The sequence below is a fragment of the Leptothoe sp. PORK10 BA2 genome (genome assembly GCF_034932105.1).
Classification (GTDB): Bacteria; Cyanobacteriota; Cyanobacteriia; order Phormidesmidales; family Phormidesmidaceae; genus Leptothoe.
Window position 1 is genome coordinate 118,116 of sequence record NZ_JAYGIG010000114.1, and the last position, 15,606, is coordinate 133,721.

Genomic DNA, 15,606 nt, shown 5'->3' on the forward strand with positions numbered 1-15,606 from the left:
TTTTGAAATCGGTCCCTGTTCAGGGCCGATTTTTCTTTTGGTAGATTTTTTTGTGCTGCTGGGTTAATTGTTAGGGCGATGGTGATAAACCATGGCCTGTTGGAGATACTTAATGAAGTGGTCGCTGGCATGATCGATTAGGGCTGGGCGAATTCGCTGTCGGTAGCTGCGGTTAAACGCCGTGCCTTTAATCACATCCCGTTTAATTAACAGATAGGCTCGAATCCGTTCAGAGATTCGCGATCGCACCTGGGTACCGTTGACAATAAATCCCTTGGGAGCCACCTGGGCATCAAACATATCCACCAGGTAACGCCTCACCGTATCCGAATAGTTAAACCAGCTGGCTTCTGAGATGGCAGAGCTGACGGAGAGGGCAGGATTCTCATACAGCAATCGGCCAACGGCAAAGGCCACCAGATCAGAGGCATAGTCCTGTGCGGAGGCAAACTGATTCATTAGTTTAGTCAGGGCCTCTGGCTCATAGGCCTGGGGGCCATATTTATCCAGATACACTTCAATCGGTTGGGCCGTATCCCCAATGGCGGCTGTGTATTCGCGGCTATCGTACCCCCGCCCCGTGAGTAATTTGGAGGAGAGCCATAGGGCACCATCACTGAGGGTGGAGCGGAGATTGCCCCCCCAGGTTTGGTCGGAGAGGGCGGCCATAAAGTGGGCAAAATCAATGCTCTGGCCCATGAGCACCACCGATTGGTTGTCTAGCTCTCCTTTAATAAATGTGGGATTATTGCCAGCCACAATTTCCCAAAATTTACTTGCATAGGAGGCGCGGGTATAGGCCCGTAAAGACCGCACCACTTGGATTGAGGATTCCTGAGGTCGCTGCTGCTGGTAATCGTCAATAAATCGCAGCATTTTTTCTAAACTTGCTGCCATCGTTCCACACTGCGCGGTTAGCTATGCATGCTAGGTTAACGTGAGACGGCTAGGGATAGGTCAAGATTAATTGTGCTTTTAGGGCTGATGAGGGTCTGTTAGTCCCAATTGTTCAGCATTGCGGACCATTGATTCAGTAACCCGCGTATTTGGACACGGCGGGATTCAAAGGTGGCCGCCACCCAAATCAGAGTGATGCCAAGCACAATCCCAACCGCCCAAAGCAGCCGACCATCGGTACTGATGAAAATCATGGTAGTTCGCAATATTTGCAGGGCAAAGGTGAGGGTACCTGTGTAGAGGTAAGCCCGCACCTGCCCACCTAGGCCCAGGCTAATAAACCCAAAACTAATCAGCAGACTCAATCCCGTCATAACCAGTTGGGGGCTGGTTTCGGCTTGAAAAATGGCGGTTAACCCCACCAGCAGGGTGGCAAAGCTGCGGAGCCGGTGGCGTTGGTGGCGGGTTGTATTCCTTTGCCAGTGGGGGTCGACCTCTAGGATATATAGGGCCGATATCCCCACCAGAGTACTGAACCACAGGGGTGTTAGCCAGCCGTGCTCTAGGAGATAACGCACCAGGGACCAGTTGAGTAGCCCTAGGCTGATATAGCTCAGGCGGATGGCCCGGAACTGTTGGGCCATGGCGGCATAGAACGCTCCCACTAGCAGCAGGCTTTGGGTTTTTACCGTCGCCAGGCCCAGCATTGTCGCCAGCAGGGGCCAGACCAATGCCATGCGCTGCCAAGGACGTACCGGCCAACCCCAACGCTGCCAGGGCAGTTTCTGGATGACTAAACTTAGACCACAGGCAAGTAGAGGGCCCCAACTTCTAAGCAATGTCAGGTTTGGTAGTAGCTGTTGTACTCCGTACGGCACGGCAACGGTGGCGATGATCAGGCCAGTCCAGGTCCATTGGGAATAGCTGGGGTGCTCCCTGGCGAGGGGCATTTTGCCTGTGGTTAGCTTAGGGGCATGGGTGGGAAACCAGCGGTAATTTCCCTTGAGCCAGCCATAGAGGGATAGCAAGCTGGTTACCCCTAGCCAAAGCCTTACGCCGATGAGACTTTGGCCGACAACCATGGCCATCGTCGCCAGGACCACGGCCAACAGCCAGTGGAGCAGGGCCGCTGTCTGAACCTCCGTTTCGGTGAGTTGACTGTGGCGCTGCATCCATCGCTGGCAGAGGAGATAGATCAGTGCGATCGCAACTCCCACCAGGGCCAAAATCGTCAATCCATCCCCCGGTTCACCCCCGCTGGCCTGGAGCATGCGATGGATCACCAGTTCGTAGATCCCCAGAGACAGTAGCCCCAGTCCGCCATAGTTCAACGGTCGTAGCTCTGTCTGTCGTTGAGCTATGGCCAATGTCACCAGCCCCAAGACCACAGAATAAAAGCCTGTGGTCCCCGTGAAGTGCAGGTGGCCCAACAGCAGTCCCAAGGCTCCATAGGCCAATGGAATGAAATGCCAGCTAGTGGGGTAAGGCTGCTGGTTTCGTTGGGTATTTATTGTCCCCATGAGCTGGGTGATCAACCCTAGGGCGGCCATGGTGGCTCCACAGGTTTGGGGATTGGTTTCCCGATGCCCTAGGGAGATCGCCAGGGTGATGCCGAGGGCCACCCCATAAGCCAACTCCCAATAGTCCGGATCTGTCAGCCGTCGTCGATCACCCCAAAACCTGGCCAGGACTAGGGCGATGGCGGCTATGCCGTAGCGAAAAAGGATGTCTGTATCTGGAGATATTGGTTGGGCTGTAAGGATGCGATCGCTAATTCCAGTTCCTAGACCATGGGCCAGCAACACGGTCAGTGTGAGGCCCAAACTCAGCCCCACCGCCAAACCGCGACTCCAACCCCGGCTCGCGATGCCATAGGCCTGCCCCAAGGGGGAAGATGACCGACTGAGGGAGTGGGCCAGCACAGTGAGCCCTGCAGCAAAGAGAGCCATGGCCAAAAATAACTGAGCCAGGTTATGGGGCCAGGGACTGGGCCAGAGCCGGGCTGCCGTATGGCCACCGGCCACGGCAAAGCCCACTGTTAGGGCTGGCAGATATTTTTGACTGGGCCAACGGCGGCTATGGAGAAACAGCATGCCTGCGCCCATGGCCAAGGCAACCGTTGCCATGGGCCAGGAACTGAGCAATAAAATTTGACCCCCCAGAGCCACTACTGTCAGCGTTGTGGCAATTTGGGGGCGGTCTGTAGCAAACCGTTGCTGGTGGACTAGCCAGGTCAATAGTCCCGGCACCACCAGCCATATCAGGTGGATCCAGCTGCCCCCGTTGCCCAGCCAATTATCCAGCCAGCTGTCCAGCAACAGACTATAGGCCATGACGCTGGACCCGATACCCAGATACCAAGCCGATCGCCGCCATTCAAGATAGTGGCTACTGGCAACACTGATGATCCATTCCACCCCCGTCAGCCCCATCAAGACCATGGCCCACTGGAGATTGCCCCAGTCAGGTATCCGGGCACTGATCACATAGAGTCCACTGAGTAAGGTGACCAACGCCGCACTGTGGGTGCCATAGATTAACCAACTGGGGGCCGAGGTCCGCAGCCGAGTAAAGGCCCCAAAGGTAAGGGTTAGCCCCGCTAAACTGAGGGGGAACAGAAATGATTCCACCTGGGGTAGGGCACAGAGCACCAGGCTAGCGCCAATGACTAAGGCTAACTGCTCAGTCTGCAGAGCCCAGCCATGGTTTCCCTGGCGTTGAAACCGTCTGCTCCCCAGCACCATGACGCCGACGTAGCCATACAGCCACACCCCAGCGACATGGAAGGCATTGACGGGTTCTAGGGTGAATTTTTCTACCCCCGTTAGGATAGTTTGGGTCAGTTGTGTGGGCAGGGCGAGCCACCCTAGGCCACAGGCCTGTAAGCCCATGAGCCAGAGGATGGATAGGGTGCGCAACTGCTCATGTGTCTGGGTTTGTCGTTGCAAACGCTCCAGCCATAACCAGCCGGCTAAGCCACTGACACCCATGGCTTGTAGCGGTTGTTGCTCGATGGAAACTAGCCAGCCCAGGAGCATTAACCCTGCCCCTAGCTGGGGCCAGAGCGGATACTGGCGATGTAGCCGACAGAGCATCCAGCCACAGATGCCCCAGGCTAGACCGAGTTGATAAATGGGGACTTGGGCAATCCAGAGACTGCGCACTAAAAGGATGATGAGGGCCACCACGACTAAAATTCCCCCCGGTTTTGTCCCCGAGGCACCGTCTATTTCTGTGGCCTCATCCCTAGTCGCCTCACCCCCAGACGGTGGGCCTAATAAATTCTTCGCATTTTCCTTGGGTGTGGTCCTAGACACTGTGCCTAATAAATTCATCGCACTGCCTACAGTGCCGACATAGGTGGCTAATATGGGCCACAGGGCAAAGCCCCATCCCCAATGCAGCCAGCTCAAACCCAGGAAATTTAACCCCGCGCGTCGTTGCGGAGCCAATACCAGGGTTAATCCACTCAGGCCAACGGTAGCCAGCATCGCTAGGGCAGTAGCTCCACCGCCAGACCCATGGATTATCCCCAGGGCATCCATCATCCATATATTCAGAGGAATTAGCAGCAGCGTTGCCGCTTTGAGCATTTGAGCCGTCGTTTGCAATTTGGCCTGGGCCGCCGTCCAATAGCTAGCGGCCCCAAAGGCCAGGGTATAAATCAATAGAATGGCGTACTGACCCACCGTCGAAAACGACTGCCACTGGCTGGCGGCTAGTACCCCCGACGACACCACCACCAAAAACACCCCCAGAAATAACAGCCATAGGACGCTGATTTCTGCCAAAAATGACTGCACTAGGTCCGATTTGCAGCGGGAAAAGAGCGATGCTCGACTCACCGTAGATGCGGCTGGTGCGGCTGTAGTGGCGAGACTGGGAGCCGTTGACTCTGGTATGGGGCTGGTTGCGGCCAAAGGGATTGCCGCTGAGGCCTCGGGTATTTTGTAGGCAATCGGTAGGCGGCTACATAGGGTTTGGCCCATATTGATCACTTGGGTTTCAGAGACCAACCCCAGTTCTAGCCAGCGATCTAACTCCCGGAGGAGATGGACCTGAGCGGCGACCGTATTTGTATCAACCAGAATTTTTAGGTGCATGACACATTTTCCAGGGTGACGCCCATGGATCTGGCGTCATCTCTCGATTGTGTCTAGTTAATGGTTCAATGCCCATGAGTATGACGAAGCATGTATGGAGCTGGGCCAAGTCCACGTAGTTGAGCGAAGTTCTGGGAAGTAATCCGCAGTGTCATTGGGCCGCTACCTTTTTGCTCTAGCCTGTGCTCTATTCCCATGTCCTGCTCACCCCGTCCTCGATGCAACTGTTAAGTAAGTTAACGTTGTACACCTTCGTCCTTAACAAAGCTGTTGCAATCAACATGTTTGGTTAGCTTCTGTGAGATTATTGGGCTCAGATGCAGCTAGCGCATGGGCGCTGGTAAGTCATATCGTTTCTGTGCCACTTCCATACTTGTTTTGGAACTTGTTTTGGCATGGTGCTACCAAGGGTGGCTTACGGCCTCAGCGATTTGGCTAGCGTTACATATATGGGTGTTGTTGCTCCTCGGTATGATTTTATTTCAGCCATTGAATCAGCAACGGCACGTTCAAATTTCCTGTCTTACGACTGTCCATTTCATAGGAAGACGTTCTTATGGCAACTAGTTTTGCAAGCGCAACTGGAGCCCCCGAAGTGGGTAACGTTGCGACTCCGATTAATTCTTCTGCGGTTGCACGTACTTACATTAATAATTTGCCTGCTTACCGGGCAGGTCTGTCTCCATTTAGCCGTGGTCTAGAAGTGGGTATTGCCCATGGCTATTGGTTCTATGGACCTTTTGCTTTGTTAGGCCCACTGCGGAATACAGACTACAGCTCTGTGGCTGGTGCTCTGTGTGCTGTTAGTTTTGTCTTTATCCTAACTGTGGCAATTGCTATCTATAGTGCAACTTCCCCGGCTGGACCTGCAGGCACATTGACCACGCCTAATCCTCCTGAGTCCTATGCGACCCGTGAAGGCTGGAGCAATTTTGCTAGCGGCTTCTTTATCGGTGGCTGCGGTGGTGCTGTGTTTGCATTCTTGCTAACCCAAAGCCCTCACCTACTACCTTTGCAGTCAATTTTTGGTGGCATGTAGGGCTATTCTTTAGCGGTTACTAGAACGTCCGTTAAACGAATCGTCATTCCATGGTCAGCGCCTCCATTTTTGGGGGCGCTGACGTTTTAAAGAGTTTTTGATGATGTTGGTCCATGGATTTATTTGAACAACATCGACAGACGTTGATGGGGTCAGAGGCTCCGTTGGCGGCCCGCATGCGTCCCCGTAACTTAGATGAATATGTGGGTCAGGATGCCATTGTGGGTCCGGGGCGGTTGCTGCGGCGGGCGATTCAGGCGGATCAGCTATCGTCGTTATTGTTTTATGGGCCGCCGGGGACGGGTAAGACCACCCTGGCCCAGGTGATTGCCAATACGACGAAGGCCCATTTTATTGCCATTAATGCAGTGCTGGCGGGGGTGAAGGATATTCGAGGTGCGATCGCAACCGCCCAAGATCTCCGGGGACAACACGGCCAACGCACCATTCTCTTCGTTGATGAAGTCCACCGGTTTAATAAGTCCCAGCAGGACGCCCTTCTGCCCTGGGTGGAAAACGGTACCGTCATTCTGATTGGGGCCACCACCGAGAATCCTTATTTTGAAGTCAATAAGGCCTTGGTCAGCCGGTCTCGGGTATTTCAGCTCAAACCCCTGGGGCCAGAAGACCTGCGGCGGATCGTGCAGCAAACCCTCACCGACCCAGACCGAGGCTATGGCGATCGCAATATCCAGATCGATGACGATGCCCTAGACCATCTGGTTAACGTCGCCAACGGCGATGCCCGTGCCCTGCTGAATGCCCTAGAACTGGCGGTGGAAACCACCCCAGATAGTCCCATTTCCTTGGCCGTGGCAGAAGAGTCGATCCAGCAGCGGGCGGTGCTATACGACAAGGAAGGGGACGCCCATTTCGACACTATCAGTGCCTTTATCAAAAGCATGCGGGGTTCGGACCCTGATGCCACCCTCTACTGGCTGGCCCGCATGGTCTATGCCGGAGAAGACCCCCGGTTTATCTTTCGCCGCATGGTGATTTTTGCGGGGGAAGATGTGGGGTTGGCGGACCCCCAGGCGGTGGTGGTGGCCAACAGCTGTGCCCAGGCCTTTGACCGGGTGGGTCTGCCCGAAGGGCGCTACCCGTTAGCCCAAGCAGCGCTGTACCTGGCCACCTGCCCCAAGTCCAACAGTGTCATGGGCTTTTTTGATGCCCTGGCCACCGTAGAAAAGGAGCGGGAAGCGGAAGTGCCTAATCCTCTGCGGGACCCCAGTCGGGACCAGGAGGAATTTGGTCATGGCCAGGGATACTTGTATCCCCATGCCTACCGGGACCATTGGGTGGAACAGCAGTATTTGCCCAGTGGCCTTCAGGGCAAGGTGTTTTATCAGCCGTCTGCTCAAGGGTATGAAGACACCATTCGTTTAGAGGTGGCCCGGCGCAGGGAAGCCCAGTTGGCGGCGGTGATGGAGATGGACTTGCCGGAGGTGCTGACATTTGGACCGACGGATCGGGCTCAGGAACGGTGGTTGCAGCGCACCCTGGGGAATGCGGGGGAGTCGTTGCGGGCTGTGTGCGATCGCATCTACACCACTCTCAAACCCCAGCGACACCATGTCTTGCTAGATCTCAATGCCGGTCTCCTCACCTGGGAAGCCCTGCGCCAGGTTCCCGAAGGTGGCGTCTATGCCTGTGCCGCCACCGAGCAAATTCGGCAAGCCATGGCCGAACAAGCCCAAACCCTCCATGACTTAGCCCGTCCGGTTTTATGGTCTACATCGTTAGAGCAATTGCCTAGGATCTTAGAAACCCAGGCAACCGATGTGGTATTTGACGGTATCGTCGGGCGCAATGCGTTCAAGGACCTGGCTAATCGAGCCGTTATCTGGCAACAACTGGCTGATGTGCTGGCTCCGGAGGGCCGCATGGTGCTGACGGAAACGATTCCGTTCCGTACTCTGCGGCTGTACAGCTTGCTGGCAAACGATGCGCTGCCCCCAAAACTATTTCAGCGGCTACGGGAGGTGGAGGATAGTCTTTACACCCAGGATTCAGATCGATATTGGGATTTGGACGCGATCTCTGGTTGGTTTGATGGCTCGGGGTTAGTGGCCGATGTCGACCTGATGCGGCTACCGGCGGAGCTAACGGTCACCCGTCAATTACAACAACGATGGTTTGGTCCTGAGTCTCGTTATATGGGGCATTTGGCCACCGCTTTTTCCAAGGCAGAACTGGTAACAATTCAACAGACCTATATCCGAGAGATTGGCACCGCCCTTTCCTGGGAAACCAGCATTGCCCTCATTACGGTCCGCAAAACTACCGCTAGCTAGGGATGGTTTTTGGCTTCACTGTCCGCTTCACCTAAGTCCAGTCGTTTCCATCAATCCCATCAGCTTATACTTGCGTCCATGGGTGGAGGCTATTTTTTCGCTATAGCGGTCCCATGTAGCGTCTTTCCCCTGGGCGGCATAGGCTCGCTGTATGCGTTGCAGCCACTTCACGGCTGTGCCATAAGCTTTGGCGTTACCTGCGTCCATAATTTGTTCCGCCTCTCGTTGGGCGACTTTGATCACCCAATCGCTGTGGCTCTCGATAGCCGCATCCATTACTCGCATCACCAGCGTTGATGAGCTATAGCTATAGGTGGAGGAAGAGACGGATGCGATCGCATCATCCACCAATCCTTCTTGCAAAAAGATATCCACCTTAGCCTCCCGCGCCATCCAGTCATTCGCCTGTCGCAGATAGGCCAATAATTTGGCCTTAGTCTCCGACCAATCCGGGGAGAGAGATTCAACCGTTCGATATTCCGATAGGGAAGGTTTAGCTTGAAAGGCAATGATTCTAGTCTCTAGTGCTATGGCTAATTCATTTAAACCTTTCGCCAGTTCACTGGTCCACACAGCAAAGTCAAACACCTGATAGGGAGAGCGGTCCTCCTCAAATTTCAGCCCCCGCATGGCAATGTCCAGGGCCTGATCCAGTTGGTTCTGTTTCCGCAATATTTCTGCTAGGGACTTTGCTTCTGCCAGGGTGGTCATCTCTTCAGTGGCCACCGCCACTGCTTCATCCGTACGGCCCAGTTGGCCTAACATGGTCAAATATTCTTGCGTGCAGCCTTCAGCCTCGGCCAAATACAAATACTCTTCGTAACGTTCCTGTCGCTCCAATACTTTTAGGCGAATCCGACTAAAGCTATCCGCCCAAGTGGGCGCTTCCCCTGACCAAGCCCCTAGTGCTGAAATGTCTCCCTGCAAGACACTTACTAGGGGGGGATAGTCCCAACCCTGCCTCAACGCTTCAAGGGCCATGGCAAAACTACCCAGCTCCTGTTGCCAGATTTCCAGTTTTTCCTGCCATTCTAGAGCCTCATCACCAGTCAGGTCCGTACTCAAAATCGCTTCGGTCCAGGCCGTATCTAAATCTATATTGAATTCATCGGGTCCCATGCCAATGAATTCATAGACTGTTCCCCAGTGGGCAATACAGCCTTCGGTGATGCCCGACATCACTACCATGGCATTGTGGCCATCGCCTTGCTCAGCAAAGGCCAATGCATCTGCCGACAATTGTTCTAGCTCGTAGGCAATATTGTCGTCATCACGACCATATTCCCAGTCATGAACCGCACTGCGCAAAATTTCCCTTACCCGGCGCTTAAATGGGGCTGGATCAACGCTGGTTTTGCGTTTGGATCGTTTGGCTTGACCTACTTTGGGTTGGCTCAGCTGAGTAACATAAAACTCCACCGCCTCAATCAGCTCAGGGTTGTCGTCTACGAGGGTTTGCACCAATCCTTGGGTTTGGTCAGGGGTTAATGGGGCTAATAGCTGCGCTAAAGTGGGCCGTTGGTCAATGGTATCCGGCTGTTCTATACAAGCAATTAGGGTGGCAACGATATGTTTGCACCAGCCTTCAAAGGCATAGGGGCAGCTACAACGGGCACTGGTAATGCCACCGCTATCAAAATTAGCGGTAATGCGATAGGGCAAAGGGTCATTGCCTTCTACTTCGCCTTGCAATACATGTTGTCGCTGGGTTAGCGACACGACTGCCCCTGATTTCCAGTAGTTTTTGCCCCGCGAAAAGGACTTATCGGTCGCATTACGCTTAATGGTCGATAGCGTTAGTTTTGGTAGTGTCATTACCCGATAGGTTTGGCTGAATGCATGCATCCAATGTTCCAATCATTGTGCATCGATGTGGCAATAAATCTGAGTTTAACCACGGCTAGATTAAAGATTTGATCGATTGTGGAGAGGTCTCTCCCTCAGGCCAAACCTATGACTGATATCAATATTTTTCATTCCGCCCTTTATAAAAGGGCATTATCCATTGCTGTTTTGACTTCGTCTATGACGGCAAGAATGTCCGGCTTTTCGTGGGCAATCACATCCTTTTCGAGTGGACTGGCATCCGTCTGAGGTCTTACCTAAGTGGGCGATAACGATTATCCCAGATTCGTGGGGGCTTATTAAAGTGCAAACCTCTAAGCTTTTCCGACGGTTACATCAGGTGGAAGATAGCCTATACACCCAGGACCCTGACCGATATTGGGATGTGGATGCCATTCCTGGCTGGTTTGAGGGTACGGGTTTAGTCGCTGACCAAACTCTGATTAAACTGTCCAGGGAGCTGGTGGTGACCTGTCAGTTAAAGGCGCGATGGTTTGGGGAGGAGTCCCGTTATATGAACCATTTAGCCCAGACCTTTGCTGACCAGGATTTGGCCAGGATTCGGCAGGCGTATCAGCAGGATTTGGGGGCCAGTGTTACTTGGCAAACAAGCATTGTTTTAGTGGTGGCTCACACCCCTAACGCTCATATCTATGATCTCACGGAGAAAAGTACGTGAGGTAACTGTAATGATTGGGTATAAAAAACGTCTACGTAGGGTAACCCCCATTACAATAAAGCTTATGTATGTCCAGAACGGTAACGGTGCCTAGAACGGTCGTTTTGTCGTCAGAGAGACTACAGATTTCAATTTGGATGTGATTTAAAGTTTTCTCCTTCCAGCATTTTCCTAATGGTCATCCGTTTTTTTCGCCCCCAGCCCAACGCCATTGGCAAATTCCCTACAACTGCTCCTGAAACAACCGCTCCTGAACAAGAGACGCGGTCGGCAGTAGCTGCGGAAGATGGAGCAGCCTCCGATGTGAGCGCCCTATTTGAACAAGGGTTACAGAAAATGAGTGGGGATGACTACGCAGCTGCCCTGTCCCTGTTTGAGCAGGTGTTACTGGTCCTGCCGGAGAGTCCCAATGTTTGGGAAAAACACAGCGTCGTCTTACAAAAGCTGGGTCGGTATGGTGAGGCCCTAGAAGCCAATGCAAAAGCTATGCAGCTTTACCAGGCTGGGGCTAAGCCGTTAGTGGTGGATGTGACCAAAGGTTGGACGACGAAACATTGGGTGGAGGAGGGCGACACCTTATTTTTGCAGCACCGTTATGCAGATGCGATCGCAGCCTATGACGCCGCCCTCGGCACCCAACCCGATTTACCTGATGTGCTTTATAACAAAGGCGTATCGCTGTTTAACTTGGGCCGTTACGAGGCTGCGATCGCAGCCTATGACGCTGCCCTCGATCTCAACCCGGACCTATATGCAGCCTTCAATAATCGGGGTCTATCCTTGGCTAAGCTGGGCCGCCACGAAGAGGCCATCGCAGCCTATGATGCGGTCCTCATCCTCAAACCGGATCTGCATCAAACGCTGAATAATAAGGGCCTATCTCTGGCTAAGTTAGGGTGTTACGAAGAGGCGATCGCAGCCTACGATGAGGCGCTAGTGCTCAAACCAGATAAATCCAGTACCCTCTATAACAAGGGCCTATCCTTTGCCAAGTTAGATCGTCATGAAGCAGCGATTGTGGCCTACGATGCGGCCCTCCAGCTTCAGCCCAACCTCCAGGACGCCCTTTACCACAAAGGGTTATCCCTAGCCCAGTTAGGTCGCCACGAAGCGGCCATTGAGGCCTATGACACGTCCCTGGCCATCAACCCCGATCTGTACGACGAACGTTATAACAAAAGCCTATCGCTGCAAGCCTTAGGCCGTCCCCAAGAGGCCCTCGCCGTCTGGGACAATACCCTCACGCTGCAGCCAGACAATGACAAAGCGCTTTATCAAAAAGGCTTAGTCCTGCACAAATTAGGTCGCTACAAGGAGGCTGTTGCCACCTATGATGCCATCCTGGCCATGCAACCAGATGATTGCCAAGCTCTCTATAGAAAGGGCCATTCCCTGTTTAAATTAGGTCGTTTTAACCAGGCGGTGGCTGCCTATGATGCGGCCCTTGCCATTGAGCCACACATGCGAGACGTGCTCTATAGCAAAGGGGTGGCCCTGGCTAATTTAGGCCGTTGCCAGGAGGCGATTGGGGTCTATGATGCCATCCTGGCCATGCAACCAGACGATCATAAAACCCTTCATAGAAAAGCTGCGGCCTTGCGTCGGTTGGGTTCTTAGGAAGATGCGATCGCGGCCTACGACCCTTGCTGTCAAACCCAGACGTCCGAGCCGCAAAAGCTGTAGAGAAGTGCCGCCAAAAGTTTCCTCTGTTTCAGCTGCTTCGGAGCAAAAGCTTTTGGTGCCTCAAATTTATTCAATTTGTGCTGCCTGTCACTGCGTTTTGGTGGCTGGCTCCTCACGTATTTCGGAGAGCTCCACCTGCAGCAGAGCGCTTATGGATAGAGTTAATTCCCTGGGCTTTAGCTTTGGGCTGGGGGGGTGCCGCACTGTTAAATTCGCCCATTGGCTTACTGTCTTTGGCTTCCATGGACCCAAAATCAGAAAAATTCTGGACAAAAGCAAACCAGCTGATGGTTATGTTTGCTGGCAGCGATCGCAAACCTACTCGGTATCATCATCGTTGGTTTAGTTGCCATCAGCTGCGGGTATTACATCAGCAGCGTCAAACTAAGTCCTAACCATTATTCAAAACCAGAACTGTCCACAATCAGCCCTTCCAACGCTTCCTGTAAATCCTTGGTCAGTGTTGCCACGGCCTTTCTTCGACTGGCCTTATAGTCAGCCCAGCGATCGCAAACACCAATCGGCTCCCCCACCGTCAGTAACGCTTCCCGTTTGCCCAAAGAAGGGCGAGGAAACGGATTCTCTCCCTGGAGCCGGGCCACCATATCCGCCAATAGCAACACCGTTTCTGAGAACCTTTCCGCCGTGGGCTTTTCCAACACATAGCGCCCCGTCACCGCCACAAAGCTTTCCACCAAGCGCATGTGCCACATGCGCAAATCCGCCTCTTCGGCAATGCGATCCGCCAGTCCCCGTTCCACGGCAGACAGGGCCGAGGCATCCCGCAAATCCTCACGAAAAATCCGTTCCCATCCCGCTTGCTCCAAGCGGCGACAGCGATCGATTACTGAACCCTTGGGCTTCAGGTCAAAGTAGTTTTCTGCCACCGCTAAGGCCCCATTGAGCAGATGTTTCAGCCGCTGAGCTAGCTGGGCATTCCCCTTTTCGTCAGCCGTATCCGGGCGTTCTAAACCATAGATCTGTTGATAATAATTCTCCATCAGGGCGAGTAGATGCTCCGCCAATCGATAGAGGCGGCCGTAGAGATTTTTAATGTGGGCTGTGGGCAAGTCGACGGGTAGCGATCGCAAAAACTCATCACTCACTTCAGATAGGCCACTGCGTTCCTCCAATTGACCCAATAGCTGATCAATCGCCTCCCAGGGCGCATCCACATAGCGGTATTGAATACCCAGGGGCACAATGTACACCGACTCAGACCGCTCTGCCTTGGCCAAATCCTCCACACACCAAAAAGCCAGCTGCGGCACCCCTGGTTCTAAAGGACTAACAATTTCGTTATGGCCGTTATTCCCCCCTTCCGGTGCCGCCGTCAGGGGAAACTGACCATTGGCTAAAAGCTGTCGGGCCGATTTTAGGGCCACCAGATCCAACTTGCCCCGCTGGATCGACACTCCCCCCAATCGAGAACATAGCTGACCCACCCAGTTCCCCGCCCATAGGGGAATTCCCCGGTCATATATAAAATGACTATGGACTGGCTGCAGGTTTATACCTAGCTGTTTGGCCGACCGGGGCACTGCCTGCCATAGCAGATGGGCGATGCCTATGGCATCTTCCGGAGCAGGGTGGCGAAACGCAATGACAAACCGAGTTTTCCCCGCCTGAAAATCTCCATACAGCTGGGCTAACACCTCCGCATTGTTAACCTTGATGGTTACCACATCCGTTTGCCAACGGACCCAACCCGGCAGTAACCCCTGCATCAGACGCCTGACCCAGGGGGTAAATCGTTCAGGAATAAAATCTAGGGGGGGCTGAGCACGCATGATCGCGTTCGTCACAACAGGAGTCCTCCAGCAGGCATATTTCAGGAATGTGAAGCTGCTTCACGGTTACTTAATCTGTACAGCAGACTTTGGCTTCGTCATGACGATGGTACCGGGCTGTGACGATTTCTCAACTGTCTATCTTGAACTATCTTGAAACTCTCTGAAACCCTCGCTCGTCTTGCTTTACGGATTCAGGATATCGTTCATCTATCTTGAGAGACTTTACTATTTGCTCAAAGCTTTTAAAGCTTCCATAAAACGCCCTAGGTCCAATCACGCATTTTGAATGTGCAAGCTTTAATAAATACAGCTATAAATGACGCACTACCTCTGATAGGTTTACCTTTGATAGGTTTACCGCCTAGATTAAATTTCTGAACGCCCTAGGGTAAGTCCTAATGCATAAGGACTTTTCCCATGCCAGTCACTATGCTTAAACAACTCTCTAACAGATTTTTTCTGTTGTGAGCAATGGGGGCAATATGGTAGGCGAGCAGAAAATTCTAAATGCCCATTTACTTTTCTCTTTCTACCCACCAAGCTAGTCTCAGTCTGTTGAGAGGCTTGTCTGTGAATCTACTGAATTAGGGTGACAATCGACCGCACTTATAGCCTATTGCTGTTAAGTTGTTTCGTCATTGTCCATGTCTACGCTTAGAGCTTCCCGTTTCAGCAACCCAGCCGTGACACCTCTTGATGCTTCTAGCATCGAGGCTTTATCACTGCCTTGGGATGCACTGATTAATAACGTTAATAATGATTTTGATACCGCAAGCACAATTGTCGATTCCATATTGACAGTTCAGGAACGGTGTCAAGTTACTCCTTTTTACATCCAGGCTGTCATTGCCAATTCTTCTGTATTTTTAGTCTCTAATACGGGTAGTTCTGAAACTTTAAACCTCACTAATGCAGGTGCCTGTTGGCTTGTAGGGAAATCCATCAGCTGTGCTTTGCCGGTGGAAGATTCAACTGTTGACCCTTGTCATGCAGTTATTCGCCATACCCCAGAAGCTGGATTTTTTATTGCTGATGTTGGCAGTCAGTCGGGTACGCACTTAAATCGTCGTCGTCTTCCGCCTCAAAAGCGTCAGCTGCTGAGGGATGGTGACATGATTGAACTAGGAAATCTAGTGGTGGAATTCTTTGTGGATAATTTTGATCGCCTTGAAGAACCACTAGAGACCCCTGAAACAATCCGTCCAGGATGTGATGTGACCTATCCAGGCTGGGAAGTCGTGCATTAGAAGACGGTTTGTTGACATGACCCCAC

The 15,606-nt window shown here is 52.9% G+C and carries 9 protein-coding genes; 5 read left to right on the forward strand and 4 right to left on the reverse strand.

The genetic code is table 11. From position 1 onward, the window contains the following. Window positions 1-63: 63 nt before the first annotated feature. Both VB741_RS15405 and VB741_RS15410 read right to left on the reverse strand, forming a co-directional pair. Window positions 64-897 (reverse strand): hypothetical protein, encoded by an 834-nt coding sequence (locus tag VB741_RS15405; RefSeq protein WP_323366065.1) that lies wholly within the window; start codon window positions 895-897, stop codon window positions 64-66. A 98-nt stretch (window positions 898-995) separates the two neighbouring features. Continuing rightward, window positions 996-5,000 carry a hypothetical protein gene (locus VB741_RS15410; RefSeq protein ID WP_323366066.1) on the reverse strand — a complete coding sequence of 1,335 codons (4,005 nt, stop codon included), beginning with the start codon at window positions 4,998-5,000 and terminating at the stop codon, window positions 996-998. 556 nt (window positions 5,001-5,556) lie between these two features. On the opposite strand from VB741_RS15410, the gene VB741_RS15415 reads away from it, so the two are divergent. Both VB741_RS15415 and VB741_RS15420 read left to right on the forward strand, forming a co-directional pair. Then, window positions 5,557-6,039 carry a photosystem I reaction center subunit XI gene (locus VB741_RS15415; RefSeq protein WP_323366067.1) on the forward strand — a complete coding sequence of 161 codons (483 nt, stop codon included), beginning with the start codon at window positions 5,557-5,559 and terminating at the stop codon, window positions 6,037-6,039. A gap of 113 nt (window positions 6,040-6,152) precedes the next feature. Beyond that, complete coding sequence (locus VB741_RS15420; protein ID WP_323366068.1) at window positions 6,153-8,333, forward strand: AAA family ATPase; 2,181 nt, start codon at window positions 6,153-6,155, stop codon at window positions 8,331-8,333. A 27-nt stretch (window positions 8,334-8,360) separates the two neighbouring features. Here the strand turns inward: VB741_RS15420 and VB741_RS15425 are convergent, their stop codons facing one another. Beyond that, window positions 8,361-10,148: an SWIM zinc finger family protein gene (locus VB741_RS15425; protein WP_323366069.1), complete on the reverse strand. Its 1,788-nt coding sequence runs from the start codon at window positions 10,146-10,148 to the stop codon at window positions 8,361-8,363. A 334-nt stretch (window positions 10,149-10,482) separates the two neighbouring features. Here VB741_RS15425 and VB741_RS15430 point away from each other — a divergent pair, with 334 nt between their 5' ends. Both VB741_RS15430 and VB741_RS15435 read left to right on the forward strand, forming a co-directional pair. Beyond that, window positions 10,483-10,857 carry a hypothetical protein gene (locus VB741_RS15430; RefSeq protein ID WP_323366070.1) on the forward strand — a complete coding sequence of 125 codons (375 nt, stop codon included), beginning with the start codon at window positions 10,483-10,485 and terminating at the stop codon, window positions 10,855-10,857. 174 nt (window positions 10,858-11,031) lie between these two features. Next, window positions 11,032-12,474: a tetratricopeptide repeat protein gene (locus tag VB741_RS15435; RefSeq protein WP_323366071.1), complete on the forward strand. Its 1,443-nt coding sequence runs from the start codon at window positions 11,032-11,034 to the stop codon at window positions 12,472-12,474. Between the two features lie 464 nt (window positions 12,475-12,938). On the opposite strand, the gene VB741_RS15440 is transcribed toward VB741_RS15435, so the two are convergent. After that, window positions 12,939-14,345 (reverse strand): 1-acyl-sn-glycerol-3-phosphate acyltransferase, encoded by a 1,407-nt coding sequence (locus VB741_RS15440; RefSeq protein ID WP_323366072.1) that lies wholly within the window; start codon window positions 14,343-14,345, stop codon window positions 12,939-12,941. Window positions 14,346-14,977: 632 nt separating this feature from the next. On the opposite strand from VB741_RS15440, the gene VB741_RS15445 reads away from it, so the two are divergent. Continuing rightward, window positions 14,978-15,580 carry an FHA domain-containing protein gene (locus VB741_RS15445; RefSeq protein ID WP_323366073.1) on the forward strand — a complete coding sequence of 201 codons (603 nt, stop codon included), beginning with the start codon at window positions 14,978-14,980 and terminating at the stop codon, window positions 15,578-15,580. The last annotated feature ends 26 nt before the right edge of the window (window positions 15,581-15,606 follow it).

Coding starts and splice junctions, on each gene's coding strand:
- VB741_RS15425 (WP_323366069.1), bottom strand. CDS start 10,148: ATGACACTACCAAAACTAACGCTATCGACCATTAAGCGTAATGCGACC.
- VB741_RS15420 (WP_323366068.1), top strand. CDS start 6,153: ATGGATTTATTTGAACAACATCGACAGACGTTGATGGGGTCAGAGGCT.
- VB741_RS15415 (WP_323366067.1), top strand. CDS start 5,557: ATGGCAACTAGTTTTGCAAGCGCAACTGGAGCCCCCGAAGTGGGTAAC.
- VB741_RS15410 (WP_323366066.1), bottom strand. CDS start 5,000: ATGCACCTAAAAATTCTGGTTGATACAAATACGGTCGCCGCTCAGGTC.
- VB741_RS15435 (WP_323366071.1), top strand. CDS start 11,032: ATGGTCATCCGTTTTTTTCGCCCCCAGCCCAACGCCATTGGCAAATTC.
- VB741_RS15405 (WP_323366065.1), bottom strand. CDS start 897: ATGGCAGCAAGTTTAGAAAAAATGCTGCGATTTATTGACGATTACCAG.
- VB741_RS15445 (WP_323366073.1), top strand. CDS start 14,978: ATGTCTACGCTTAGAGCTTCCCGTTTCAGCAACCCAGCCGTGACACCT.